Origin of the sequence: Actinocorallia longicatena (assembly GCF_039534125.1) — a bacterium.
In the GTDB taxonomy this organism is placed as follows: domain Bacteria; phylum Actinomycetota; class Actinomycetes; order Streptosporangiales; family Streptosporangiaceae; genus Actinocorallia; species Actinocorallia longicatena.
The window spans coordinates 318639-342238 of the sequence record NZ_BAAAUV010000005.1; the positions used below are offsets into that span (position 1 = coordinate 318639).

Sequence of the window (23600 nt, forward strand, 5' to 3'; positions counted from 1 at the left end):
TTGATCGTCAACGGCTGGAATCATCAAAGCACAGTACAGAGCCGGAATCCTGAGTGAAATGGGTCTTGCTCTGGCTGGACAGCGACACTACATTTATAAGAGTAATCGAGGAGGAGGGGAGCCGTCGCATGGCCGAAGCCCTGGTTCTGGACTATGTGCGCACCGCTCGGGGCAAGGGCTCGCCGCGCGGGTCCCTGCACGGGTTCACCCCGGTCGAGCTGCTGGTCCGGCTGCAGCGGGCGCTCGTCGAGCGCACCGGGCTCGACCCGGCCCGGGTCGACGACGTGACGATCGGCTGCGCCACGCAGAGCGGCGAGCAGGGAGCCAACCCCGCCCGGACCGCCAACCTGCTGGCCGGCTGGGGCGAAGCGGTCCCCGGAGTGTCGATCAACCGGTTCTGCGCCTCCGGCGTGGACGCGGTGGGCCAGACCGCCGCCCGCATCAGGGGCGGAGACCTCGGGCTCGCCGTCGCCGGCGGGGTCGAGAGCGTGTCCCGGGTCCCGATGTTCAGCGACAACGGGCCGCTGTACTGCGATCCGGCCACCGTCCGGAAGATCGGCGCCGTCCACATGGGCATCGCCGCCGACCTGAACGCCACCCTCGACGGCTGGAAGCGCGAGGAGCTCGACGCCTACGCCGTCGAGACCCACTCCAAGGCGGCGGAGGCCTGGGCCAGGGGGGCCTTCGCCAACGAGATCGTGCCGATCGAGCTGCCCGACGGCTCGGTCTTCGCCCGCGACGAGCTGGTCAGGCCCGGGACCTCCCTGGAGGGCCTGGCCAAGATGCCGCCCGCCTTCGCCGGCATGGGCGCCGACGGCCAGGACGCCATCGCGCTCGCCGCCCACCGCCATCTCGACCGCATCGATCACCTGCACACCGTCGGCTCGTCTCCGGCCATGGCCGACGCCGCGGCGCTGCTGCTGATCGGTGACGAGGCGGGCGCGCGGGCGACCGGGCTTCGCCCGCGTGCCCGCATCCTCGCCTCGGCCACCTGCTCGACCGACCCGGTGATCATGCTGACCGCCGGGCAGCACGCCGTCGAGGCCGTGATCGCCAAGGCCGGGCTCACCCCCGCCGACATCGACGTCTTCGAGTTCGCCGAGGCGTTCTCGGCCCTCTGCCTGAAGTTCCGCCGCGACCTCGGCGCCGGGCCCGACCGGCTCAACCCCAACGGCGGCACCATCGCCATGGGCCACGCCTTCGGAGCCACCGGGGCGATCATGGTCGGCGGATGCGTCGAGGAGCTGGAACGCCGCGAGGGCCGCTACGGCGTCGCCGCGGTCTCCGGCGCCGCCGGGCTCGGCGTCGCCGTCCTCATCGAAAGGATCCCCGCATGAGCACCTCGCTGGAGGGGCAGGTCGTCGTGATCAGCGGAGGAGGCCGGGGACTCGGCCGCTCCTTCGCCCTCGACCTCGCCGCGCGCGGCGCCCGGCTCGTGGTCAACAACCGCAACCGGATCGTGGACGACCAGGGCCTCGGTCCCGCCGACCACGTCGTCGCGGAGATCGTCGCGGCGGGCGGTGAGGCCGTCGCCGAACACGGGGACGTCGCCGACCCGCAGACCGCCCAGCGCCTGGTCAAGCTGGCCCTCGACACCTGGGGGCGGATCGACGCCTGTGTCACCAGCGCGGCGATCAGCAGCCCGGCCATGTTCCACAAGGCCACCCCCGAGGGCTTCGGCGAGGTGATCAGGACCAACGTGCTCGGCACGTCGCAGATCGCCTCGGCGTGCGCAGCCGTCATGCGCGAGCAGCGGCACGGCCGGATCGTCCTCGTCGCCTCCACGGCGGGGCTGCACGGCGAGCCGACCGTCTCGGCCTACGCCGCCAGCAAGGGCGCGATCATCGCGCTCGGCAAGACCATCGCCGTCGAGGGCGCTTCCCGCGGGGTCTTCGCCAACGTGCTGCTGCCCTACGCCCTCACCCAGATGACCGACGGCGGGATGAACCCGGCCTACCGCGAGGTCATGGACCCCGGCGCGGTCGCCCCGATCGTCGCCGCGCTCTGCGATCCGCGCTCCACCCTCAACGGGCAGGTCCTCGTCGCCGCCGGCGGCGGGCTGCGCGTCGCGACGTCCGTCGAGTGGGGGACCGTCCCCCTCGAGGGTCCCGTCGACCCGGCCGGGCTCGCCACCGCGGTGGCGGCCAGCCGCGCCGGAACCGCCCACGAATACCTCCACGCCCAGGACGGCTTCCTGGACTTCGCTCAGGAGCTGACCGCGTGAACACCGCCCCCCTGCTGATCAACCTCGCCGTCTCGGCGCTGGCCGTCGCGGTCACCATGCTCGCGACCATGGCCTACGCGCTGAGGACCGGCACCCAGAGCGTCGTCGACACGATCTGGGGCCTCGGCTTCGTCGTGATCGCGGCCGTGACGTTCGTGGTCTCCGGCCTCCAGGGCGAGGGCCTCACCGGCCGCCGCGTCCTGGTCCTCGCGCTCACCGCGATCTGGGGCCTGCGCCTCGGCCTCTACATCCACGCCCGCAACCGCGGCCAGGGCGAGGACCCCAGGTACGCGGCGCTGATGCGGCGCAACACCGGCCCGGTCGTCCCGTTCGTGCTCAAGAACATCTACTGGGCGCAGGGCTGGGTGATGTGGGTCGTGTCGCTGCCCGTCCAGTTCGCGATGTACCAGACCGGCGGGCTGACGCTCCTGGTCTGGCTGGGCGCCGCGCTCTGGCTCGTCGGCATCGCCTTCGAGGCCATCGGCGACTGGCAGCTGTCCCGTTTCAAGTCCGACCCGGCCAACCGCGGCGCCCTGCTCGACAGCGGACTGTGGGCCTGGACCCGCCACCCGAACTACTTCGGCGACGCGACCGTCTGGTGGGGTCTGTTCCTCATCGCCTGCGCCCACTGGTCCGGCCTGATCACGGTCGTCGGCCCGCTGCTCATGACGCACATGCTCGTCAACAAGAGCGGCAAGGCCCTCCTGGAGCGCGGCATGTCCCGCCGCCGCGGCCCCGAGTACGCCGCCTACGTGGCCCGTACCAGCGGCTTCTTTCCCCGGCCGCCCCGCCGGACCGCCTGACGGTCCGACCACCTGACCGTCTTCAGGTAGGGCCCTGGGGCCTGGCGAAGAAGTTCCGCGCCGCGAGCGTCTGGAGCGGGAACGCCAGGTCCCTCGGCCCGTCGATGACGACACGTTCGGTGGTCTCGTCGGTGGGCGCGAACTCCGGCAGGTCCTTCGAGGCGACCTCGTCCACCGCCCCGAACACCAGCACGGTCCCGTCCGGCGCGCTGTGCACGTCGAAGAGCCGGACCCCGCCGGCGTCGAGCACGACCCCGCTCTCCTCCCGCAGCTCCCGCACCGCGGCCTCCTGCCACGTCTCCCCGACGTCGATGAACCCGCCCGGCAGCGCCAGCTCCCCGAGCCCCGGCGAGATCCCCCGCCGCACCGTCAGCAGCCCCCCGTCGACGGGCACCAGCAGCACCGCCACCGGCAGCGGATTGACGAAACTGGTGTTCCCGCACCCCCCGCAGGTCCGAGGCCACCCCAGCCCCACCGGAAAAGCCGCCCCGCAGTACGAACAATGCGCATTTCTCACAGGCACCCCCCGACCCTAACGTTCACGCGCACGGCGGGAATGGAATGTCACTAAGCTCCCGCTATGAGTGAGTCTGGGGGCGTCGAGGGTGAGGCCGGGTCCTCGATCCGGGTGTCGACGCTCGAGCTGTTCTTCGATCTGGTGTTCGTGTTCACGGCGACGCAGCTGACGCGGTCGCTGGTGCATCATCTGGACGGGCTCGCGGTCGTGCGGGTGACGTTGATGCTCGGGATCATCTGGTGGATGTACGGCGGCTACGCGTGGCTGACGAACGCGCTCGCGCCCGACAGCTCGGTGCGGCGGACGCTGCTGCTGACGGGGATGGGCGGGTTCCTCGTCATCGCGCTGGCCGTCCCCGAGGCGTTCGGGGACTCGGGGTGGGCGTTCGGCGTCGGCTACCTGGTCGTCAACCTGGTGCACACCGGGCTGATGCTGTGGTCGGGGGGCGAGGGGATCGGCCGGGCGATGCGCGGTCTCGGCCCGCTCAACCTCGCCTCGGCGCTGCTCGTCCTGGCAGGCGGGCTGATCCCGGGGTGGCCGCGGTACGCGCTGTGGGGCGCCGCGCTCGCGCTGCAGATCGCGACGCCCTATCTGCACCGGATGGAGGCCCACACGATCGTGGCCGGGCACTTCGTCGAGCGGCACGGGCTCGTGGTGATCGTCGCCATCGGGGAGTCCATCGTGGCGATCGGCATGGGGTTCGAGGGGATGGCCGTCGACCTCGGCGTGATCATGATCGCGCTGCTCGGCCTGACGATCGCCTACTACCTGTGGTGGGCGTACTTCTCCCTCAACGACGCGCGGTCCGAGCACGCCCTGGAGGCCATCGCCGACCCGGGGCGCAGGGCGGTGACGGCCCTGCGCGGGTGGGGCTACGCCCACTATCCGCTGCTGCTGGGGATCATCCTGCTGTCCGCGGGGATCAAGAAGACGGTCGGCCACGCCTTCGACCCGCTCGGCTGGGGCCCGGCGACCGTCCTCGCCGCGGGGGCCGCGCTGTTCCTGCTCGGCCACGCCTGGTTCCTGCGCATTCTCGGCCTCGACGGCGCGTTGCACCGGACCCTCGCCGCCCTCGCGATCCTGGCGACGATCCCCCTGGCCCACGTGGTCGCGGTCGGCCAGCTGGTCGCGATCCCGCTCATCATGGCGGGCGCGGCCATCGCCGAGGATCTCAGGCGCATGCGGCGCTCGACCACCCCCGCCATCGGCACCTTCGGACGCACTCCCGGCCACTGACGGACACCCCCGAAATCGCATCTTTCGGGTGATTGCGGGCATGGAGTGCACTTCCAGTGGTTCGGTGGAGGTCCGGGCCGCACCGACGGAAGGCGGAGCATGACACTCCAGATCAGCAGCGACTGGATCACCAGCGACCGGTGCAAGCAGGCGGCGAAGGCGATGTCCGACGGCAGCTGGGTGCTGTCCTGGTGCTCGGGCCGCTACACCCGCGCCCAGGCCGTCACCGCGATGGGCCACGCCGAGCGGGGCGATGTCAGCGCCCGCTCGGTCGAGTCCGCGGCCGCCGAGCCGGCCCGGTCGTAGCCGGCCTTCTCGAACTTCTTGAAGAGCTTCTCGACCGCCTTGTGGTCGTCCTTCAACAGCGTGATCGCGTCCATGAGACTCCCCTGTCCGAACTCGTCCGCTCTCCGTGCCCGCCGAGGACGGTCCGTAACAACCCAGGCGCGATCTTGACGGAGTCCGGACGTCCTCAGAGGGCGAGGCAGGCGCGGATGACGGTGTCGCCGGGGGCGGTGTGGATGAGCACGACGTCGGCGAGCGTGTGGATGAGGAAGAGCCCGCGCCCGCCGTCGGTCGACAGCCCCACCGAGAGCTGCCCGGCGAGATGGTCGGTGAGATGGCCGTGGTCGCTGACCTGGCAGACCATCATCCGGTCGCGGTCGTCGCGCCAGAGCTGAAGGAGGCCGTGGCCGCCGCCGTGCTCGAGGCTGTTGGCGGTGAGCTCGTTGACGATGAGCTCGGCGTCCAGGGCGCGTTCCACCGGGAGGCCCCAGTCCGCGGCGGCCTTGAGGGTCAGGGCGCGGGTGAGGTGCTGGGTGGCCTGGTCGAAGTCCATCCGCAGGACGAGGTCCGCGGCGGGCGGCGGCGACAGGGGCCTGGCGCGGGCGGTGCTGATCCAGGCGGCGTCGTAGTCGAGGTTGGCGCAGTGCCTGCCGGAGTCCAGGACGACCGGATGGGTCCTGACCGCGTGCTCCTGCGTCGTGTCGTCGCTGCCCTCGGCGTACAGGCAGACCAGGGACATGGGCAGGGCACCGAGGGCGAGGTTGGCGAGGGCTTCGAACCGGCCGCAGGCCTCGGCGCGCTGGCCCGTCCAGGAGGCGTCGTGCAGGATCCGCAGCCGCGGCGGGGACGCGCCGGAACCGCGGGTCTCGGCGGCCAGCAGGGGAAGGATCTGCGTGGGCAGGAGGGAGCCGGGGTTGCTCACCGTCTGCAGGTCGATCGTGATGACCATCGCGGCCTCGGCGGCGCCCAGACCGGCCGTCAGAGCGGCCAGCCGCCCGGGAGTGGCGGCGACCGCGACGGTCTCACCGGCTCGCCGTCCGTCGGCGACGAACCGACCGGCCAGGGCGAGGAACTCCGCCTCGGTCCGGTAGGCGGACAGGACGTGGGAGAAGGGCCCGGTGGCCGGGGCCTGGACGGGCTCGGCGCGGCAGCGTTCCAGGGCGGAGATCAGGGCGCCCGTGCCGGGGCCTGCACCCATCGCCTTGCCACCCTTCAGCCGGACACCGCCGTCATCATGCCACTGTTCCCCGCCTTCGCGCACGTAGGTGGAGGGGTTGCGGCCGTGATGATGGTTGCCATATTGTTGACAATCTCGTAGCGAATCGCGTCGCGGATTCGTGTCCACCGGAGGAAAAGGACGGTCATGCCGACCAAGGGCCCCCTGCTGGTCATCACCGCTCATCCGGGAGATTTCGTCTGGCGCGCGGGAGGCGCGATCGCCCTGGCCGCCCGGGACGGCAGGCGGGCCGTGATCGCCTGCCTCAGCTTCGGAGAGCGCGGGGAATCCGCGAGCCTGTGGCGCGGTGGCCTCGGCCTCGACGAGGTCAAGGCGGTCCGGAGGGAGGAGGGGGAGAAGGCGGCCGCCGCGCTCGGCGGCGAGGCCCTCTTCTTCGACGCGGGCGACTACCCGCTGGTGGAGACGCCGGAGCTGACCGAGGCGCTGGTGGCCCTCTACCGGGAGGTGCGGCCGTCGGTGGTGCTGACGCACGCGCCCGCAGACCCCTACAACATCGACCATCCCGTCGCCGGTGAGATCGCCCGCAGGACGCGGATCCTCGCCCAGGCGGCCGGGATCCCCGGCGGCGAGGTCATCGGCGCCCCTCCGGTCTTCTGCTTCGAACCGCACCAGCCGGAGGTCTGCGACTTCACGCCGGACGTCCTGCTGGACATCACCCCGGTGTGGGAGCGCAAGCTCGCCGCCATGCAGATCATGGGCGCGCAGGGGCATCTGGTGGAGTACTACAGCGATCTCGGCCGGCGCCGCGGGGTGCAGGCCAAGCGCAACAGCGGACCCAACCTGGGGCTGCCCGCCGAGACCTTCGCCGAGGCCTACCAGCGGGTCTACCCGCAGGTCACCACCGAGCTGGCCTAGGAGAACGATGAGCGGGCACTACGTCGTACGGAAGGTGACGCGCCCCGATCCGGCGGTCGTCGCCGGGCTGCGCGAGGCCGGGGTGGCCACCGTGCACGAGGCGGCGGGCCGGACGGGACTGGTCTCACCCGAGATCGCCCCCCGCCAGGAGGGCGCGGTGATCGCCGGACCCGCGGTCACGGTCTCCTGCCCGCCGGGGGACAACCTGATGATCCACGCGGCGGTCGAGATGTGCGAGCCGGGCGACGTCCTGGTGGTGACCACGACCTCGCCCTCGGCCGACGGGATGTTCGGAGACCTGCTCGCCACGTCGCTGCTCGCCCGCGGGGTGGCCGGCCTCGTGACCGCCGCGGGGGTGCGCGACATCGCGGCGCTGCGGGAGATGGGCTTCCCCGTCTGGGCGCGGGCCGTCTGCGCGCAGGGGACCGTCAAGGCGAGCCCCGGGTCGGTCAACGTGCCGGTCGTCTGCGGCGGGAGCGCCGTGCGGCCGGGCGACGTCGTGATCGCCGACGACGACGGCGTCCTGTGCCTGCCCGCGCGATCGGCCCCCGGAGTGCTGGAGAGGGCCCGTGCGCGGATCGCCGCCGAGGAGGACAAGCGCGAGGCCTTCTCCTCCGGGGTCCTCGGCCTCGACCTGTACGGGCTGCGCGACCTGCTGACCCGGCTGGGCGTCCGCTACGTCGACGAGCTTCCGGAGGACGGGGCGTGAGGCCGCACGTCGCCCTGCTCGGGCTCGGCGAGGCCGGGCACGCGATCGCCGCGGGCCTCGCCGGGCACGTCAGGGTCACCGGCTTCGACCCGCTCTGGGACGGCCGTCCCGCCGGATTCACCACGACGGCGACGCCCGCGGCGGCGGCAGCTGGAGCCGGAGTGGTCATCGCCCTGACGGCCGCCGCCGACGCCCCCGGCGCCCTGGAGTCGGCCCTCGGCCACACCGCCGACGGAGCCCTCTACCTCGACTGGTCGACCGGAGGCCCCGGCCTCAAACGCGATCTCGCCGGCACCGCGGCCGCGCACGGGCTGCTCTTCGCCGAGGGCGTCCTGATGGCTCCCGTGCTCCGGCTGCTGCTGAGGACGCCCGTCCTGGTGGCGGGACCGGCCGCCGCGCCCGCCGCGGACCTGCTCACCGGCTGCGGGATGGACGTCACCGCGCTCGACGGCCCCGTCGGCGAGGCCGCCGCCCGCAAGCTCCTGCGCAGCATCGTGGTGAAGGGCCTGACCGCCCTGCTGGTGGAGTCGCTCCGGGTGGCGGAGGCAGAGGGGCTCGGCGCGTGGTGCCACGACCACGTGGTCGGCGCCCTGGCCGACCTGGACGCCGCCACGGTCGCCAGGCTCCTCGACGGCACGGCGGCGCACAGCGTCCGGCGGGTCGCCGAGATGGAGGCGGCCACGGCGATGGCCAGATCCGCGGGGGAGCCGGGGACGATGGCCGCGGCGACCGCCGAGGTCCTCAGGTCCGTCTCCGCCCGGGGCCTCCCGCGAGCCGCGCGATGAGCGCGGAGGACGAGGGGATCCGCTGCACGCTGATGCGCGGCGGCACCTCCAAGGGCGCCTACTTCCTCGCGGAGGACCTGCCCGCCGACCCGGACGTCCGCGACGACCTCCTGCTGCGCCTGATGGGCTCGCCCGACGACCGGCAGATCGACGGGATCGGCGGCGGCCACCCGCTGACCAGCAAGGTCGCGATCGTCTCGAGGCCGGCGGACGGCGAGGCCGACCTCGACTACCTGTTCCTCCAGATCATGGTCGGCGAGGCCGGGGTCTCCGCGCGGCAGACCTGCGGCAACCTCCTGGCGGGCGTCGCGCCGTTCGGCATCGAACGCGGCCTGGTCCCCGTCCGCGGCGACAGCACGCGGGTGCGCGTCCGCATCCTCAACGGCGGCGGGCTGGCCACCGCGACCGTCGGCACCCGGGGCGGCCGGGTGAACTACGCGGGGGACACCCTCATCTCGGGCGTCCCGTTCCCGGCCGCGCCCGTGACCCTCGACTTCGCGGGCACCGAGGGCTCCACCTGCGGCCGCCTGCTGCCCACCGGATCGGTGCGCGACGCGATCGGCGGGGTGGAGGTCACCTGCGTCGACAACGGCATGCCCGTTGTGATCATCGCCGCGGACGCCCTCGGCCTGACCGGCCACGAGTCACCGGCCGAGCTGGAGGCCGCCGCCCCGGTGAAGGCGAAGGTGGAGGGGATCCGGCTGCGCGCGGGCGAGCTCATGGGCCTGGGCGACGTGCGGACCACCACCGTGCCCAAGATGACCCTGGTGGCCGCGGCGCGCTCCGGCGGAACGATCGCGACCAGGACCTTCATCCCGCACCGTGTCCACGCCTCGATCGGGGTGCTGGGCGCGGTCTCCGTGGCCACCGCCGTCCTGGTGGAGGGCTCGGTGGCCGCCGCGGTCGCGGTGCCGCCCGCACCGGGGGAAACGCTCCGCATCGAGCATCCGACCGGCTTCTTCGACACCGCGGTCGAGGTGTCGGGGGAGGGGGCGGACCTGCGCGTCCACCGGTCCGGCGTGGTGCGCACCGCCCGCAAGCTCTTCGACGGCACGGTCTGGCCGCGCCGTGCCCTGTGACGACCTGAGGAGTATCCATGCAGTCCGAAGCCTTCCGCGACATCGCCCATGTCGGATCGGTCGAGCTGTTCACCCCCGTACCCGAGCGGACCCGCGACTTCTTCGTCGACCTGATGGCGCTGAAGGAGGTCCACCGGGAGGGCGGCTCGATCTACCTGCACTCCTGGGACGACTACGAGGCCTACACCATCAAGATCACCGCCCGGGAGAGCGCCGGGGTCGGCCGCACCTACCTGCGGACGTCGAGCCCGCAGGCACTGGAGCGGCGGATCGCGGCGATCGAGGCGGCGGGGCTCGGCGGGGGATGGAGCGAGAAGGAGTTCGGCCTCGGCCCCGTCTATCTGTTCACCGATCCCGACGGCCACGACATGGGCCTGTACTACGAGACGGAGCGGTACGTCGCGCCCGCCGAGCACCGGCCGTCGCTGAAGAACCAGGCGTCGGCCTTCCCCGGCAGGGGCGCCAACGTCCGGCGCCTCGATCACGTGAACTACCTCGCCGCCGACGTGCCGTCCGTGTCCTCCTTCGTGGCGGACGTGCTGGGCGCCCGGGCCACCGAGCGGATCGTCACCGACGCGGGGGAGACCGCCGCGATCTGGTACTCGGTCTCCGACAAGTCCTACGACCTCGTCTACACCTCCGACTGGCTCGGTGCGCGCGGGCGGCTGCACCACGTGGCGTTCGCGACCGACACCCGCGAGGACATCCTGCGGGCCGCCGACGTCTTCCTCGAGGCGGGCGTCCACATCGAGACCGGCCCGCACAAGCACGCCATCCAGCAGACCTTCTTCCTCTACGTTTGGGAGCCGGGCGGCAACCGGATCGAGCTGTGCAACGCGGGCGCCCGGCTGGTCCTCGCCCCCGACTGGGAGGTCGTCACCTGGACGCAGGCCGAGCGCGCCAAGGGGCAGGCGTGGGGCCTGAAGACCATTGAGTCCTTCCACACGCACGGCACCCCTGTGATCTGACGGATCTATAATGTTGACGATTTCCGCCACGATCCGGGGGGCCGGATCGGCGCAGCGAGAGGAAGACCATGGCCACGGGCGATCCGCAGGATCTGGTCGCGAAGATCCGCCGCTCGGTCCTGGACGGCCGGTTCGCCGCGGGGCAGCGTCTGGTGGAGTCCGAACTCTGCGAGCTCTACGACGTCAGCCGCGCGACCGTGCGCCAGGCGCTGCGCGAGCTCGTCGCGGACGGTCTCGTCGAGGTGCAGCGCAACAAGGGCGCCCGGGTCCGCACCATCTCCACCGCGGAGGCCGTTGAGATCACCGAGGTGCGGAGGGCGCTCGAGGGCCTGCTCGCGGCCAAGGCGGCCGAGCGCGTGACGCCCGAGCAGGCCGAGCGGCTGCTGGAGATCAAGGCGGCCATGCGGGAGAAGGTCGCCGCGCACGATCCGCTGGCCTACTCGAACCTGAACGCGTCGCTGCACGCCCTCGTCCAGGAGATCGCGGGCCAGACCACGGCCCGCACGATCCTGTCCCGGCTGCAGGGTCAGATCGTCCGCCACCAGTTCCGGCTGTCGCTCCAGCCCGGCCGGTCCCTGGTCTCCCTCGGCCAGCACGAAAGGATCGTCGACGCGATCGTCGCGCGCGACCCCGAGGCGGCGGAGGCCGCGATGCGCGCGCACCTCGACGACGTGATCAGCCAGATCTCGGCCTTCGCGAAGCCGCACGCCGAGCCGGCGGTGCCGGCACCGTGGTGACCGGGCGGTAGCACGTCCCTGCTGTTCAGGGCCCGGCGGAAAGCCGATGGCCCTCTTCGGCGTTCCCGGAAACGGGCGATCAAGTGCGAACATCTTTGGCGCATCACTTGGCTTGCAAATCGTTGACAATCGCGTTGGCGATTCATAGAGTCGGCGCACAGGCCGGCGGTGCTCCCCTGGGTCGCGGTCCGTGCCGACGTCACCCCACCCACCCCCCGACAGACGTCCTGGAGTCGCACCGTGTTCAAGATCCGAGCGGCCCTCGCCGCCGCCTCCCTTCTGCTCCTCGCCGCCTGCGGTGGCGGGGAAGGAGGAGAGGCCACCCCGAAGGAGTCCGGCGGGCTCACGCCGGTGAAGGTCGGCGTCATCCCGATCGTCGACGTGGCCCCGATCTACCTCGGCGTCCAGCAGGGGTTCTTCGCCGAGCAGGGACTGAAGCCGGAGCTCGTGCCCGCCCAGGGCGGCGCCGCGATCGTCCCCGCCGTGGCCTCCGGCCAGAACGACTTCGGGTTCAGCAACTTCACCTCGCTGATCATCGCTCGCTCCAAGGGACTGCCGCTCAAGGTCGTCGCGCCCGGCGCCGGCTCCACCGGGGTCGCGGGCAAGGACTTCGGCGGCGTGGTCGTCAAGGCCGGCAGCCCGCTGAAGTCGGCCAAGGACCTCGCGGGCAAGCGGGTCGCGGTCAACACGCTGAACAACATCAACGACACCACCGTCCGGGCCTCGATCCGGGCCGCCGGCGGCGACCCCAAGAGCGTCAAGTTCACCGAGCTGGCCTTCCCCGACATGCTCGCCGCCCTGGACAAGGGCAACGTCGACGCCGTCCAGGTCGTCGAGCCCTTCCTCGCCACCGCGCTCAAGGGCGGCGGCCGGCTGATCGCCTCCAACTACGTCGACACCGCGCCGAAGCTCACCATCGCCGGCTACTTCACCTCGGAGAAGACCGCCGCCGCCAAGCCCGAGCTGGTCAAGAAGTTCTCGGCCGCCATGCAGAAGTCGCTGAAGTACGCCACGGACAACCCCGACGCGGTCCGCAAGATCCTGCTGACCTACACCAAGATCGATCCGGCGTTGACCGGAGCGCTCACCCTGCCGACCTTCCCCGCCGAGGTCAACGGCGAGGCGCTGAAGACCCTCGCGGGGCTCGCCCAGCAGGACGGCCTGGTCACCACCGCTCCGGACGTCGCCGGGCTGCTGCCGTGACGGCGGCGGTGACGGCGGACGCGCCGGGCCTCGACGCGGGCGGACGCCGTCACCGCCCCCCGCCCGCCTGGGCCCTCGGGCTCACCGGCCTCGCGACCCTGGTGGCCGCGCTGGAGCTGGCACCCCGGACGGGCCTCGTGGACGAGCGGTACCTGCCCCCGTTCAGCGCCATGGTCACGGCGCTCGCCGACCAGGCCGCGACGGAGCAGTTCTGGCGGTCCCTGGCGGAGACGCTGCGCGGCTGGGCAATAGGCCTCACGGCCGCGATGGCCGCCGGAGTGCTGCTGGGGATCCTGATCGGCGGGATCCCGCTGCTGCGGGAGGCCACCGCCTCGACGATCGAGTTCCTGCGCCCCATCCCCTCGGTGGCGCTGATCCCGCTGGCCGTCCTGCTGTTCGGCACCGGGATGCGCTCGACGCTCGTGCTGGTCGTCTACGCCTCGTTCTGGCAGGTGCTCGTCCAGGTCCTGTACGGGGTCAGGGACGTCGACCCGGTCGCCCGCGAGACCGCGCGCTCCTACCGGTTCCGCCCGCTGACCCGGGTCCGCACCGTCATCTGGCCGACCGCGCTGCCCTACGTCATGACCGGGTTCCGGCTGGGCGCCGCCGTCGCGCTGATCCTCGAGGTCACCGGCGAGCTCGTCATCGGGTCGCCCGGGCTCGGCCGCGAGATCGCGGTCGCCCAGACCTCAGGGGCGGTCGCCTCGATGTACGCGCTGGTCATCGTGGTCGGGCTGATCGGCGTGGCCGTCAACACGGTCGCGCGGGCCACCGAGCGCCGCGCGTTGCGCTGGCATCCCTCGGTCCGCTCGGATGCGGTCGCATGAGGCCGCTCGCGCTCGCCCGGAGACTCGTGCTGCTGCTCGCCCTGCCCGCGGTGCTGGCCGGGGCCTGGTGGGCGGCGACCGAGGACAGCACCGACTTCTTCTGGCCGCCGCTCAGCGACATCCTCGGGACGTTCGGCGAGACCTGGTTCACCGGGCGCTTCACCGCCGACGTCCTCCCCAGCCTGGCCCGGCTGCTGGCCGGCTATCTGGTCGCACTGGTCCTGGGCGTGGGCCTCGGCGTCGCGATCGGCTCGTTCCGTACGCTGCGCGGGCTGGTGGAGCCCGTCATGGAGTTCTTCCGGGCGATCCCGCCGCCGGTGCTGGTGCCGATCCTGATGCTGTTCGCCGGGATCGGGAACGGCATGAAGGTCCTGGTCATCGTCTCCGGCTGTCTCTGGCCGGTGCTGCTGAACACCGTCGAGGGCGTGCGGTCCGTCGACGAGGTCCTGCGGGACACCGCCCGCTGCTACCGCCTGCGCCCGCACGCGCGCATCATCCACCTGGTGCTGCCGGGGGCGGGACCGCGCATCTTCGCGGGCGCCCGGCAGGCGCTGTCCATCGGGATCATCCTGATGGTCATCAGCGAGATGTTCGCCGCCAGCGACGGCATCGGTTTCACCGTGATCCAGTTCCAGCGGAGCTTCGCGATCCCGCAGATGTGGACCGGGATCATCATGCTCGGCCTGATCGGCATCGTGCTGTCGCTGGCCTTCCACGCGCTGGAGGCCCGGGTGCTGAGTTGGTACACGGGTCAGCGCAGAGCACAGCGAGAGGGTTGAGATGACGACCACGGACACCGGGTCCCGGACGTCCGGCACGATGCTGGACGTCCGGGGGCTGAGGAAGGTCTACGACGGGAGGGGACGCAGGGTCGAGGCGATCCGCGACCTCACCTTCACCGTCGGGACGGGCGAGCTCGTCTGCATCGTCGGTCCTTCGGGCGCGGGCAAGACGACCCTGCTGCGCTGCACGGCGGGGCTGCTGAACTGCACCGCGGGGGAGGTGACGCTCGAAGGCGAGCGGGTCACCGGCCCGCCGCCGGGCATGGCCGTCGTCTTCCAGGAGTACGGCCGCAGCCTGTTCCCGTGGATGACCGTGCGGCAGAACGTGGAGCTGCCGCTGAAGGAGAAGCGGATCCCCAGGGCGAAGCGGCGGCACCTCGTCGAGGAGGCGCTGGCGGCCGTCGGTCTCGCCGAGGTCGGGGACGCCCACCCGTGGCAGCTCTCGGGCGGGATGCAGCAGCGCGTGGCGATCGCCCGCGCCGTCGCCTACGAGCCGCACATCCTGCTGATGGACGAGCCGTTCGCCGCCGTCGACGCCCAGACGCGCGCCGACCTCGAGGACCTCGTCCGCTCCCTGTGGAAGCGGCTGCGGGTGACGGTCCTGTTCGTCACCCACGACATCGACGAGTCGGTCTACCTCGCCCAGCGGGTCATCGTCCTGTCCGACTCCCCGACCGTCGTCCTGGAGGAGGTCGTCATCGACCTGCCCGACGACCGCGACCAGCTCACCACCCGCTCCCTGCCGCGCTTCGCCGAGCTCAGGTCCCATGTCTACAGGCTCGTCCAGCAGGCCAAGGCGGGCCGTGAAGGTTGAGCCGTCAGCCAAAATTCACTTTTACGGCTTTTGCCCTACAGGCGGGCACAACCGGCGTGCGGATGGGCACGCTAGGGAGTGTTCCAACGCCCACACAACAAGGGGGAAAACGGTGAGCGGTAGGGATAACTTCGAGGACCAGTACCCGGCGTCGCGTTCGGCCGAAGAGCGGCCCGAGCAGCCCGACCCGGGTCAGAACCCGGCCGGACGCCCGCGTCCGCAGCAGGGCCGTCCCGGTCAGCCGCAGCGCAAGGAGCCGCAGCGCCAGGACCGCCGGGAGCGTCAGGACCGCGAAGAGCAGCGTCGGTAGGTCGCCTCATCGGAGGGTCGCTCCCTCCGGCTGAAGGGCGATGATCCGCGGCACGAGTGCTTCTTCTGCCGCGGAACAGGAGCGGGGGGCCGTACGGCCCCCCGCTCCGCCGCGTCCGGGGCGTCAGGCGGGATAGACGACCGGGTCGAGCTCGGCCTTGACCGAGTAGACGTTGCCGAGGAGGGAGACGCCCTCGTAGGTGAGGGCGGCCGCCGCGGTCGCGCGTCCGCCGTCGACCACCGGAGCGCTCAGCCGGGCGATGACCAGCCGGGTGTCCGGCCGGTGGGGCGAGGCGACGGAGAGGGCGAGGCCCTCCTCGTCCTCGACGATCCACGGGTCGGTGATCTTGACGGCGAGCATTCCGCCGTGGGCCTCGAAGGCGACCGTCCCGGTGAAGCGGAGGGCCTCGCCGGCAGCGGGGAAGACGAACGCGTCGCCGTCCCGGGTGGCCTGGCCGGAGGCGGCGATGGTGCCCTCGGAGTGCTCGACGTACTCCCGGAAGCTCTTCTTCACGCCCCACACCAGTGAGCCGTCGGACATGGTCCCTCCCCAGCCGTGCCTGCAGATTCGTCGCTCCGACCCTAGCGCTCCGGCCCCCGGGGGAGCAGGGGGGTACGGGCGATTCTCTGGCCATATGTCAGGTAAATCAGGTAGATATGGTCAACAACAAGGTTCTTCGCTCACCTGGAGGCGCGATGGCACTTCCGGACTTCCTGGTCATCGGCGCTCCGAAGGCCGGGACCACCGCTCTGCACAGCGCGCTGGCGCGGCATCCCGGCCTGTACATGTCGCCGGTCAAGGAGCCGAAGTTCTTCCTGACCGACGGGCCGCCGATCCGGTGGAGCGGGCGCACTCCAACTGGACGCACCTGTGGTCGGCGGGGCTGGAACCGGCCGGCGACGTGGTCAGCGCCTGCGCCGAGGAGGAGTCCCGGATCGACGCGGGCTGGTCGGCGTTCTGGCACTACGTCGGCCTCGGCCGTTACGGCGAGCAGCTGGAGCATCTGTACACGCTGTTCCCCCGCGAGCAGGTGCTGGTCTTCCGCTACAAGGACCTGCTGGACGAGCCGGAGAAGACGCTCGACCGGATCGTCGCCTTCCTCGGCGCCGAGACCGGCCTGGTCACCTCGGTGCCGCGCGAGAACGTCACGGCCCACCCCGAGCCGACGCTGAGGCACCGGCTCCTGGGCCGGGCCCTGCGGGTCGTCACCGCCGTGGACTCCGCGCTGCCCGGCCATCCCCTGCACGCCAGGGCGACCGTTCCGCTGGAACGTGCCCTCCAGCGGAACGCGCGGGCCCGCCGGCCGCTGACGTGGGAGGAGCGCAGCGCCCTGCTCCCGTTCTTCGAGTCCGACGTCAAGCTGCTGGAGACGGTCACCGGCGAGGACTTCTCCGACTGGCTCATGCCGAGGGAGAGCTCGGGCGGGCGGGTCGGCGGCCGTCCCACCGGACAGCACCAGGCCCGCAACGGCCGCGCCCGGTAGTCAGCGCAGTTCGGTGCGCAACTCGTGGGCGCCGTCCGGGCGGGTCAGCTCGTAGTACAGCCGGGTGCCGCCGCCGGCCAGGGGGAGCACCTCGAGGTAGCGCAGCCCGCCGCCGCGGTGCGGTGAGCCGAGCGGCCCGCGGTCGAGCGCCCGCAGCGCCCGCGGGTCGTCGCCGGTCGCGAAGCCGGTCCGCTCCTCGTAGTTCTCCGCCGCGGAGGCGCGCCCGTCGTAGGCGGCGACGACGCCGTCCGGGGTGAAGCGGACCGCGCTGACGCGCACCCCGCGCGAGTCCCAGGCGCCGGGGCGCCGGTCGAGGGCGGTTCCGTGCCAGGTCCACTCGAGGCCGTCGGCGCTCGTGGCGTAGTCGGTCACCATCTGGTCGGCCTCCTCGGCGACGGCCAGCGGATGGCAGGAGGCCCACAGGTGCCAGAGCCCCTCGTGGTGGACGATGACCGGGTCCTTCACCCCGACCTTGTCGTCGCCGGGCAGGACGACGCGGCGGTCCCGCGCGTCGAACTCCTCCGGCGCCGCGGCCTCGAGGACCTCGACCCGCCAGTGCTTGGTGCCCGGAGTGGCGCAGCTCAGGTAGAGCCGCCACACGCCCGAGGGCGTCCGGACCAGGGTGGGACGCTCCAGCGACTCCGACCCGAACTGCTCCTTGAGGATCCGGACGACCGGTTCGAACCGGACGCCGTCGGCCGACCGGGCGACCTCGACCGCGTAACCGCGGCCCTCGCCGAGCGGCCTGCGCAGCCGGTAGGCGAGGTAGACGAATCCGCCGGACTCCACGGCGCTCGGGGCGCCCGCCCAGTACCCCTCGCCGTCGCCCGGCGGAGCGACGGCGACCTCGGAGAGCTCGGGGCGAGGCAGGACGGCGGTCACGTGCGCGTCAATTTTCCCAGCATCCACATCTGAATACTAGGTCATTGGCGGCGGCCCGCTCTAGCCGAGCTGGACGCCGAAGAAGAGGGCCAGCAGGGCGCTGATCGCACCGGTGGCGCCCCAGATCGCCAGGCCCGCCTTGGTGGTGGCGCGAGTGTGCAGGAACGCGGCCAGCCCGGACAGCACGACGAAGCCCAGCTTGACGTTCAGCGTCATCTGGGCCTCGTCCGACAGCTCGACGGCCCGCATGTTCCACACGCCGGTGACGAACAGGACGGCGAACGCGGGCCAGGCGACGGTGTTGAACCGGCGGGCCGCGGCCTTGGTGGCCCCCTCGTAGCCGCGGATGGCGGGGACGAGGGCCCCCAGCGTGATCTGCCCGCCGACCCAGATGGTCGCGGCGAGGATGTGGAGGAAGAGCCGGATATCGGCGGAATGGACGGCCAGCATGCGGTCACAGTAGCGGCACCGCGTCCGCCCCGCCCCTCCGGGTCGCCGCCGCCCGGGTCCGACCCGTCCGGGTGGCACTCGCGGGACCCCGGCCCGTCTCGGCGGGGACGGGTCGAGCGCCCGCGACCGGGCATGGACGGCCGGGCGACGGCTTTTGCGCGGGCTCCCGGTGGAAGCCCCGTCAATGCGGGCGATACAGCCTCTGATGATCGTGATGTTAGGACCGGTTATGGCGACGGTCAAGCAGAAGTTTTAACTCAACGATCATAAGAAGGTTCGTCGGCGATGGAACTGGGTCTTGACCGCGTCGAAACCTCGTGTCACGGTGACGGCGTCCCGGAAGAACGGCGGTGGCACGCCGAGGGGGACGGCAGGATTCGTTCACGCGGTCGGCGGGCGTGCGCCAGGAAAGGACCCCACCCCGATGCCGTCCACGGATCCGCTCCGTACCGCCCTGCGCAGGAGAGCGGCGGGCGCGGCCCTGCTGCTGACCGCGGCGCTCGCGGCCGTCGTCCCGGCCGGGCGCGCCGCCGCCATCCCCATCAACGCGGCCGACTTCCAGCAGGTCACCCTCGCCAGGGGCGTCGCCGAGACCGGCGAGCCCATGTCGCTCGCCGTGCTCCCCGACCGCTCGGTGCTGCACACCGCACGCGACGGCAGCCTGCGGCGCACCGACGCCGCCGGGACGACCACGGTCATCGGCACGGTCCCGGTCTACGCCCACGACGAGGAGGGTCTCCAGGGCGTCGGCGTCGACCCCGGGTTCGCCGCCAACCGGCAGATCTACCTGTACTACGCCCCGCCCCTGTCGACCCCCGCGGGGGACGCCCCCGCCACCGGGACGTCCTGGACGGCCTGGCAGGGCGTCAACCGGCTCGCCCGGTTCACCCTCAACGCCGACTTCACCCTCAACACCGGCAGCCAGGTCACCGTCCTCGACGTGCCCGCCGACCGCGGCCTGTGCTGCCACGTCGGCGGCGACATCGACTTCGACGCCGCCGGGAACCTCTACCTCTCGACGGGCGACGACTCCAACCCCTTCGACTCCGCCGGGTACGCCCCCCTCGACGAGCGCACCGACCGTAACCCCGCCTACGACGCCCAGCGCAGCGCGGGCAACACCAACGACCTGCGCGGCAAGATCCTGCGGATCAAGGTGAACGGCGCGGGCGGCTACACGATCCCGGCGGGCAACCTCTTCGCCCCCGGCACCGCGAAGACCCGTCCGGAGATCTACGCGATGGGCTTCCGCAACCCGTTCCGGATGAGCGTCGACAAGGCCACCGGCGTGGTCTACGTGGGCGACTACGGTCCTGACGCGGGCTCCAGCAGCGCGGCTCGCGGCCCCGCCGGCCAGGTCGAGTTCAACCGGATCACCGGCCCCGGCAACTACGGCTGGCCGTACTGCACCGGCACCAACACCGCCGCCGAGACCTACGCCGAGTGGGACTTCGCCGCGGGCACCGGCGGCGCCAAGTACAACTGCGCGGGCGGTCCCGCCAACAACTCCTTCCGCAACACCGGGCTGGCCACCCTGCCCGCGGCCAAGCCCGCCTGGATCCGCTACGGCGGCGACGCGGGCACCCCGGCCGAGTTCGGCGGCGGCTCCGAGTCGCCGATGGCGGGCCCGGTCTACCGGTACAGCGCGTCGAACACCTCCCCGTCGAAGTTCCCGCAGTCCTTCGACGGCCTGTTCTTCGCGACCGAGTTCGGCCGGGGCTGGATCAAGCCGATCCAGGTCGCCGCCAACGGCTCGCCGGGGGAGATCTCCTCCTTCCCCTGGGCCGGCAAGCAGGTCATGGACTCGGCCTTCGGCCCCGACGGCTCGCTCTACGTGCTGGACTACGGCACGGGCTACTTCAACGGCGACGCCAACTCCGCCCTCTACCGCTTCGACTACGTCGCGGGCGGCAACCGAGCGCCGACCGCCGCCGCCTCCGGGGTCCCCGGCTCGGGACAGGCGCCGCTCACGGTGGCCTTCTCCTCGGCGGGCTCCACCGACCCCGACGGCGACGCCCTCACCTACGCCTGGACGTTCGGCGACGGAGGCACCTCCACCGCCGCCAACCCCTCGCACACCTACACCGCCAACGGCACCTACACCGCGACGCTCACCGTCCGGGACCCCTCGGGCGCCACGGGCACGGCCGGTGTCATGGTCGGGGTCGGGAACACCGCGCCGACCGTCACGATCACCGCACCCGGCGACGGCCGGCTGTTCTCCTTCGGCGACGTCATCCCCTTCCAGATCACGGCCTCCGACCCGGAGGACGGGGCGGTCGACTGCGCCCGCGCCAAGATGACCTACGTGCTCGGGCACGACAGCCACGGCCACCAGATCACCTCGAAGAGCGGCTGCTCGGGCGCCATCGCGATCCCGGTCGACGGCGAGCATGACGACGCCGCCAACATCTTCGGGGTCTTCGACGCCGAGTACGCCGACAGCAAGGGCCTGATCAGCCGCAAGCAGGCGATCCTCCAGCCGCGGCACCGGCAGGCCGAACACTTCAAGGCCTCCGCGGGCGTCAGCCCGATCGACAAGGCGGCGGCCGAGGGCGGCAGGACCGTGGGGAACATCGAGAACGGCGACTGGATCTCCTTCACCCCCTACCGTCTCGGCAACGTGAAGTCCTTCACCGCCCGGGTCTCCTCCGGCGGGGCCGGCGGCACCCTCCAGATCCGGGCGGGCTCGGCGACCGGCACCGTCCTCGGGTCGGCGACCGTCCCGGTCACCGGGAGCTGGGAGACCTTCACGACCGTGACGGGGACCGTCACCGGCGCCCCCGCTGGGACGACGACCCTCTACCTCACCTTCGCGGGCGGGACCGGGGCGCTGTTCGACCTCGACTCCTTCACCTTCACCACCGGAGGGCCCGTGACCGGGCTGGCGGGCAAGTGCCTGGACGTCCGCTCGGCGGCCACCGCCGACGGCACCCAGATCCAGCTCTACACCTGCAACGGCACGGGCGCGCAGAGCTGGAACCGCGAGGGCCGGACACTCCGTGCCCTCGGCAAGTGCCTCGACGTCTCCGGTGCGGGCACCGCCGACGGCACGAAGATCCAGCTCTACACCTGCAACGGCTCCGGCGCCCAGAACTGGGTCCCCCAGGTCAACGGCACCCTGGTCAACCCGTCCTCGGGCAAGTGCCTGGACGTCTCCGGAGCCGACCCCGCCGACAGCACCCCGGTCCACCTGTGGACCTGCGGCACCGGCGCCAACCAGAAGTGGACCCTCACCTAGCCTGACGGCGGGGGCGCGGCCGCGCGCCCCCGCTCCCTCTCCAGGGAGTTCCAGACATGATCCGTTTCCGTCCTCTCCGCGCGGCGCTCACCGCCGCCGCCGTCACCCTCGGCTGCCTCTGCGGCGCCGTCCCCGCGGACGCCGCCGACGCCCCCTACGACGTCCTCGTCTTCTCCAAGACCGCGGGCTTCCGGCACGACTCCATCGCCGCGGGCACCCAGGCGATCCGCGATCTCGGCGCGTCGGGGAACTTCACCGTCACCGCGACGGAGGACGCCGCCGCCTTCACCTCCACCGGCCTCGCGCCGTACGAGGCGGTCGTCTTCCTCAACACCACCGGCGACGCGCTCAACGCCGGCCAGCAGAGCGCGTTCGAGGGCTACATCCGGGCCGGAGGCGGGTTCGTGGGGGTCCACGCCGCCGCCGACACCGAGTACGACTGGCCGTTCTACGGGGACCTCGTCGGCGCCTATTTCTCCTCACATCCGGCCGTCCAGCAGGCCACCGTCAAGGTCGAGAACCGCGGGACGGCCGCCACCGCGACCCTCCCGCGCACCTGGGCCCGCACCGACGAGTGGTACGACTACCGCACCAACCCGCGCTCCACCGCACGGGTACTCGCCACCCTCGACGAGACGTCCTACACGGGCGGGTCGATGGGCGCCGACCATCCGCACATCTGGTGCAAGACCTACCAGGGCGGCCGTTCCTTCTACACCGGCGGCGGGCACTCCCAGGCCTCCTTCGCCGAGGCGCCGTTCCGGGCCGTGCTGCTCGGCGGCATCCGCTACGCGGCCGGGCGCAGCAAGGCCGACTGCCGCCCCGAGAGCGGCTACACCTCCTTGTACGACGGCTCGGCGGCGGGCTGGTCGCAGGCCGGGCCCGGCGGCTTCACCGCCACCGACGCGACCCTGAGGTCCACCGGCGGCATGGGCCTGTTCTGGTACGGGGCCCGCCAGTACACCTCCTACTCCCTGAAGCTCGACTGGAAGGCCGACGGCGACGACAACTCCGGCGTCTTCGTCGGCTTCCCCGCCTCGTCCGACCCGAACTCCGCCGTCGCCGCCGGGTATGAGATCCAGATCGACGCGACCGACTCCGCCGACCGGACCACCGGCTCGGTCTACGGGTTCAAGAGCGCCGACCTGGCCGCCCGCGACGCCGCGCTCAACCCGCCGGGGGAGTGGAACGCCTACGAGATCCTCGTGGAGGGCGAACGGCTCCAGGTGTTCCTCAACGGGGTGCGGATCAACGACTTCACGAACACCGACCCGGCCCGCGGCCTCGCGGGGTACGTCGGGATCCAGAACCACGGGACGGGCGACGACGTCTCCTTCCGCGACATCCGGATCAGGGAGCTGACCGGCGGCGTCACCGGAACGGTGCAGGCGGAGTCGTTCTCGGCCCAGAGCGGCGTGCAGGCCTTCACCAAGGCGGGCGCGAACAACGGACAGACCCTCGGCTACGTCGACCCGGGCGACTGGGCCGCCTACAACGGCCTCGTCCTCGACGGCGCGGCCACGTTCAGGGCGCGCGTCGTCTCAGGAGGCGCGGGCGGGAGCGTCCAGGTGCGGACCGGCTCGCCGACCGGCCCGGTCCTCGGGACGGTCGCGGTGCCCAACACCGGCGGCTGGTCGACCTTCGCCGACGTCTCGACCGGCCTGACCGGGGTGCCGAACGGCCCGGTGAACCTCTACCTCACCTTCACCGGAACCGGCGCGGGCCTGTTCGACGTCGACGACTTCACCTTCGTCCGGCCGTCGGGGCAGGGCCGGGTCGTGGGCCTGGCCGGCAAGTGCCTCGACGTCCGCTCGGCGGCCACCGCCGACGGCACCCAGATCCAGCTCTACACCTGCAACGGCTCGGCCGCCCAGACCTGGACGCGCAGCGCCCAGACCCTCCGCGCCCTCGGAAAGTGCCTGGACGTCTCGGGCGCGGGCACGGCCGACGGCACCAAGATCCAGCTCTGGACGTGCAACAGCTCCGGCGCCCAGAACTGGGTCCCCCAGACCGGAGGCACCCTGGTCAACCCGAACTCGGGCAAGTGCCTGGACGTCTCCGGAGCCAACCCGGCCGACAGCACGCCGGTCCACCTGTGGACGTGCGGCACCGGCGCCAACCAGAAGTGGACCCTCCCCTGACGGGCTGAAGGGCTGACGGGCCCGCCGGAATG

At 72.1% G+C, this 23600-nt stretch carries 24 protein-coding genes; 19 read left to right on the forward strand and 5 right to left on the reverse strand.

What is annotated here, in order from left to right; genetic code table 11:
- Positions 1 to 128: 128 nt before the first annotated feature.
- Genes ABD785_RS12300 through ABD785_RS12310 form a run of 3 tightly spaced genes read left to right on the forward strand, consistent with a single transcriptional unit; the run spans position 129 to position 3027 of the window.
- Positions 129 to 1337 carry an acetyl-CoA C-acyltransferase gene (locus ABD785_RS12300; protein ID WP_344826404.1) on the forward strand — a complete coding sequence of 403 codons (1209 nt, stop codon included), beginning with the start codon at positions 129 to 131 and terminating at the stop codon, positions 1335 to 1337.
- Entirely contained in the window at positions 1334 to 2224 is an 891-nt protein-coding gene (locus tag ABD785_RS12305) for an SDR family NAD(P)-dependent oxidoreductase (RefSeq protein WP_344826407.1), read from the forward strand. The genes ABD785_RS12300 and ABD785_RS12305 overlap by 4 nt, the downstream gene beginning before the upstream one ends.
- On the forward strand, positions 2221 to 3027 hold the full coding sequence (locus ABD785_RS12310; RefSeq protein WP_344826410.1) for a DUF1295 domain-containing protein: 807 nt from the start codon (positions 2221 to 2223) through the stop codon (positions 3025 to 3027). The genes ABD785_RS12305 and ABD785_RS12310 overlap by 4 nt, the downstream gene beginning before the upstream one ends.
- Positions 3028 to 3049: 22 nt before the next feature.
- Here the strand turns inward: ABD785_RS12310 and ABD785_RS12315 are convergent, their stop codons facing one another.
- Positions 3050 to 3436, reverse strand: a complete 387-nt coding sequence (locus ABD785_RS12315; RefSeq protein WP_344826413.1) for an NUDIX domain-containing protein — start codon at positions 3434 to 3436, stop codon at positions 3050 to 3052.
- A 171-nt stretch (positions 3437 to 3607) separates the two neighbouring features.
- Between ABD785_RS12315 and ABD785_RS12320 the strand changes: the two genes are divergently transcribed.
- Positions 3608 to 4780, forward strand: coding sequence for a low temperature requirement protein A (locus tag ABD785_RS12320; protein ID WP_344826416.1), 1173 nt, complete (start codon positions 3608 to 3610; stop codon positions 4778 to 4780).
- Between the two features lie 99 nt (positions 4781 to 4879).
- Complete coding sequence (locus ABD785_RS12325; RefSeq protein ID WP_344826419.1) at positions 4880 to 5086, forward strand: hypothetical protein; 207 nt, start codon at positions 4880 to 4882, stop codon at positions 5084 to 5086.
- Positions 5087 to 5252: 166 nt separating this feature from the next.
- On the opposite strand, the gene ABD785_RS12330 is transcribed toward ABD785_RS12325, so the two are convergent.
- Positions 5253 to 6263: an MEDS domain-containing protein gene (locus tag ABD785_RS12330; RefSeq protein WP_344826422.1), complete on the reverse strand. Its 1011-nt coding sequence runs from the start codon at positions 6261 to 6263 to the stop codon at positions 5253 to 5255.
- Positions 6264 to 6428: 165 nt separating this feature from the next.
- On the opposite strand from ABD785_RS12330, the gene ABD785_RS12335 reads away from it, so the two are divergent.
- The 11 genes from ABD785_RS12335 (at position 6429) to ABD785_RS12385 (ending at position 15371) form a co-directional block, all read left to right on the forward strand.
- Complete coding sequence (locus tag ABD785_RS12335; RefSeq protein WP_344826425.1) at positions 6429 to 7157, forward strand: PIG-L deacetylase family protein; 729 nt, start codon at positions 6429 to 6431, stop codon at positions 7155 to 7157.
- 7 nt (positions 7158 to 7164) lie between these two features.
- Positions 7165 to 7866, forward strand: coding sequence for a 4-carboxy-4-hydroxy-2-oxoadipate aldolase/oxaloacetate decarboxylase (locus ABD785_RS12340; protein WP_344826428.1), 702 nt, complete (start codon positions 7165 to 7167; stop codon positions 7864 to 7866).
- Complete coding sequence (locus ABD785_RS12345) at positions 7863 to 8651, forward strand: DUF1932 domain-containing protein (protein WP_344826431.1); 789 nt, start codon at positions 7863 to 7865, stop codon at positions 8649 to 8651. The genes ABD785_RS12340 and ABD785_RS12345 overlap by 4 nt, the downstream gene beginning before the upstream one ends.
- Positions 8648 to 9730 carry a 4-oxalomesaconate tautomerase gene (locus ABD785_RS12350; RefSeq protein ID WP_344826434.1) on the forward strand — a complete coding sequence of 361 codons (1083 nt, stop codon included), beginning with the start codon at positions 8648 to 8650 and terminating at the stop codon, positions 9728 to 9730. Before ABD785_RS12345 ends, ABD785_RS12350 begins: the two co-directional genes overlap by 4 nt.
- Before the next feature lie 17 nt (positions 9731 to 9747).
- The gene (locus tag ABD785_RS12355) at positions 9748 to 10698 is read left to right on the forward strand and encodes a VOC family protein (protein ID WP_344826437.1); all 951 of its coding nucleotides are present in this window, start codon (positions 9748 to 9750) and stop codon (positions 10696 to 10698) included.
- Between the two features lie 68 nt (positions 10699 to 10766).
- Complete coding sequence (locus tag ABD785_RS12360) at positions 10767 to 11435, forward strand: GntR family transcriptional regulator (protein ID WP_344826440.1); 669 nt, start codon at positions 10767 to 10769, stop codon at positions 11433 to 11435.
- A gap of 240 nt (positions 11436 to 11675) precedes the next feature.
- Positions 11676 to 12638 carry an ABC transporter substrate-binding protein gene (locus tag ABD785_RS12365; protein ID WP_344826443.1) on the forward strand — a complete coding sequence of 321 codons (963 nt, stop codon included), beginning with the start codon at positions 11676 to 11678 and terminating at the stop codon, positions 12636 to 12638.
- Positions 12635 to 13465, forward strand: coding sequence for an ABC transporter permease (locus ABD785_RS12370; RefSeq protein WP_344826446.1), 831 nt, complete (start codon positions 12635 to 12637; stop codon positions 13463 to 13465). Before ABD785_RS12365 ends, ABD785_RS12370 begins: the two co-directional genes overlap by 4 nt.
- Entirely contained in the window at positions 13462 to 14244 is a 783-nt protein-coding gene (locus ABD785_RS12375) for an ABC transporter permease (protein ID WP_344826449.1), read from the forward strand. Before ABD785_RS12370 ends, ABD785_RS12375 begins: the two co-directional genes overlap by 4 nt.
- Before the next feature lie 40 nt (positions 14245 to 14284).
- The gene (locus tag ABD785_RS12380; RefSeq protein ID WP_344827097.1) at positions 14285 to 15061 is read left to right on the forward strand and encodes an ABC transporter ATP-binding protein; all 777 of its coding nucleotides are present in this window, start codon (positions 14285 to 14287) and stop codon (positions 15059 to 15061) included.
- Positions 15062 to 15173: 112 nt separating this feature from the next.
- A complete protein-coding gene (locus ABD785_RS12385; protein WP_344826452.1) occupies positions 15174 to 15371 on the forward strand; it encodes a hypothetical protein in 198 nt (65 codons plus the stop codon).
- 123 nt (positions 15372 to 15494) lie between these two features.
- Here the strand turns inward: ABD785_RS12385 and ABD785_RS12390 are convergent, their stop codons facing one another.
- Positions 15495 to 15911, reverse strand: coding sequence for an HtaA domain-containing protein (locus ABD785_RS12390; RefSeq protein ID WP_344826455.1), 417 nt, complete (start codon positions 15909 to 15911; stop codon positions 15495 to 15497).
- Between the two features lie 298 nt (positions 15912 to 16209).
- Between ABD785_RS12390 and ABD785_RS12395 the strand changes: the two genes are divergently transcribed.
- Positions 16210 to 16854, forward strand: coding sequence for a sulfotransferase domain-containing protein (locus ABD785_RS12395; RefSeq protein WP_344826458.1), 645 nt, complete (start codon positions 16210 to 16212; stop codon positions 16852 to 16854).
- Here the strand turns inward: ABD785_RS12395 and ABD785_RS12400 are convergent, their stop codons facing one another.
- Both ABD785_RS12400 and ABD785_RS12405 read right to left on the reverse strand, forming a co-directional pair.
- Positions 16855 to 17736, reverse strand: a complete 882-nt coding sequence (locus ABD785_RS12400; RefSeq protein WP_344826461.1) for a hypothetical protein — start codon at positions 17734 to 17736, stop codon at positions 16855 to 16857. It lies immediately after the preceding gene.
- Positions 17737 to 17796: 60 nt separating this feature from the next.
- Positions 17797 to 18186, reverse strand: coding sequence for a hypothetical protein (locus ABD785_RS12405; protein WP_344826464.1), 390 nt, complete (start codon positions 18184 to 18186; stop codon positions 17797 to 17799).
- A gap of 424 nt (positions 18187 to 18610) precedes the next feature.
- Here ABD785_RS12405 and ABD785_RS12410 point away from each other — a divergent pair, with 424 nt between their 5' ends.
- Complete coding sequence (locus ABD785_RS12410; protein ID WP_344826467.1) at positions 18611 to 21427, forward strand: carbohydrate-binding protein; 2817 nt, start codon at positions 18611 to 18613, stop codon at positions 21425 to 21427.
- A 56-nt stretch (positions 21428 to 21483) separates the two neighbouring features.
- Positions 21484 to 23568: a ThuA domain-containing protein gene (locus tag ABD785_RS12415; RefSeq protein WP_344826470.1), complete on the forward strand. Its 2085-nt coding sequence runs from the start codon at positions 21484 to 21486 to the stop codon at positions 23566 to 23568.
- The last annotated feature ends 32 nt before the right edge of the window (positions 23569 to 23600 follow it).

What these genes read in the sequence shown, in the direction of transcription:
- ABD785_RS12300 (WP_344826404.1), top strand. Translation starts at nt 129, where the DNA reads ATGGCCGAAGCCCTGGTTCTGGACTATGTGCGCACCGCTCGGGGCAAG.
- ABD785_RS12305 (WP_344826407.1), top strand. Translation starts at nt 1,334, where the DNA reads ATGAGCACCTCGCTGGAGGGGCAGGTCGTCGTGATCAGCGGAGGAGGC.
- ABD785_RS12320 (WP_344826416.1), top strand. Translation starts at nt 3,608, where the DNA reads ATGAGTGAGTCTGGGGGCGTCGAGGGTGAGGCCGGGTCCTCGATCCGG.
- ABD785_RS12325 (WP_344826419.1), top strand. Translation starts at nt 4,880, where the DNA reads ATGACACTCCAGATCAGCAGCGACTGGATCACCAGCGACCGGTGCAAG.
- ABD785_RS12330 (WP_344826422.1), bottom strand. Translation starts at nt 6,263, where the DNA reads ATGGGTGCAGGCCCCGGCACGGGCGCCCTGATCTCCGCCCTGGAACGC.
- ABD785_RS12335 (WP_344826425.1), top strand. Translation starts at nt 6,429, where the DNA reads ATGCCGACCAAGGGCCCCCTGCTGGTCATCACCGCTCATCCGGGAGAT.
- ABD785_RS12340 (WP_344826428.1), top strand. Translation starts at nt 7,165, where the DNA reads ATGAGCGGGCACTACGTCGTACGGAAGGTGACGCGCCCCGATCCGGCG.
- ABD785_RS12350 (WP_344826434.1), top strand. Translation starts at nt 8,648, where the DNA reads ATGAGCGCGGAGGACGAGGGGATCCGCTGCACGCTGATGCGCGGCGGC.
- ABD785_RS12355 (WP_344826437.1), top strand. Translation starts at nt 9,748, where the DNA reads ATGCAGTCCGAAGCCTTCCGCGACATCGCCCATGTCGGATCGGTCGAG.
- ABD785_RS12360 (WP_344826440.1), top strand. Translation starts at nt 10,767, where the DNA reads ATGGCCACGGGCGATCCGCAGGATCTGGTCGCGAAGATCCGCCGCTCG.
- ABD785_RS12375 (WP_344826449.1), top strand. Translation starts at nt 13,462, where the DNA reads ATGAGGCCGCTCGCGCTCGCCCGGAGACTCGTGCTGCTGCTCGCCCTG.
- ABD785_RS12380 (WP_344827097.1), top strand. Translation starts at nt 14,285, where the DNA reads ATGCTGGACGTCCGGGGGCTGAGGAAGGTCTACGACGGGAGGGGACGC.
- ABD785_RS12390 (WP_344826455.1), bottom strand. Translation starts at nt 15,911, where the DNA reads ATGTCCGACGGCTCACTGGTGTGGGGCGTGAAGAAGAGCTTCCGGGAG.
- ABD785_RS12405 (WP_344826464.1), bottom strand. Translation starts at nt 18,186, where the DNA reads ATGCTGGCCGTCCATTCCGCCGATATCCGGCTCTTCCTCCACATCCTC.
- ABD785_RS12410 (WP_344826467.1), top strand. Translation starts at nt 18,611, where the DNA reads ATGCCGTCCACGGATCCGCTCCGTACCGCCCTGCGCAGGAGAGCGGCG.
- ABD785_RS12415 (WP_344826470.1), top strand. Translation starts at nt 21,484, where the DNA reads ATGATCCGTTTCCGTCCTCTCCGCGCGGCGCTCACCGCCGCCGCCGTC.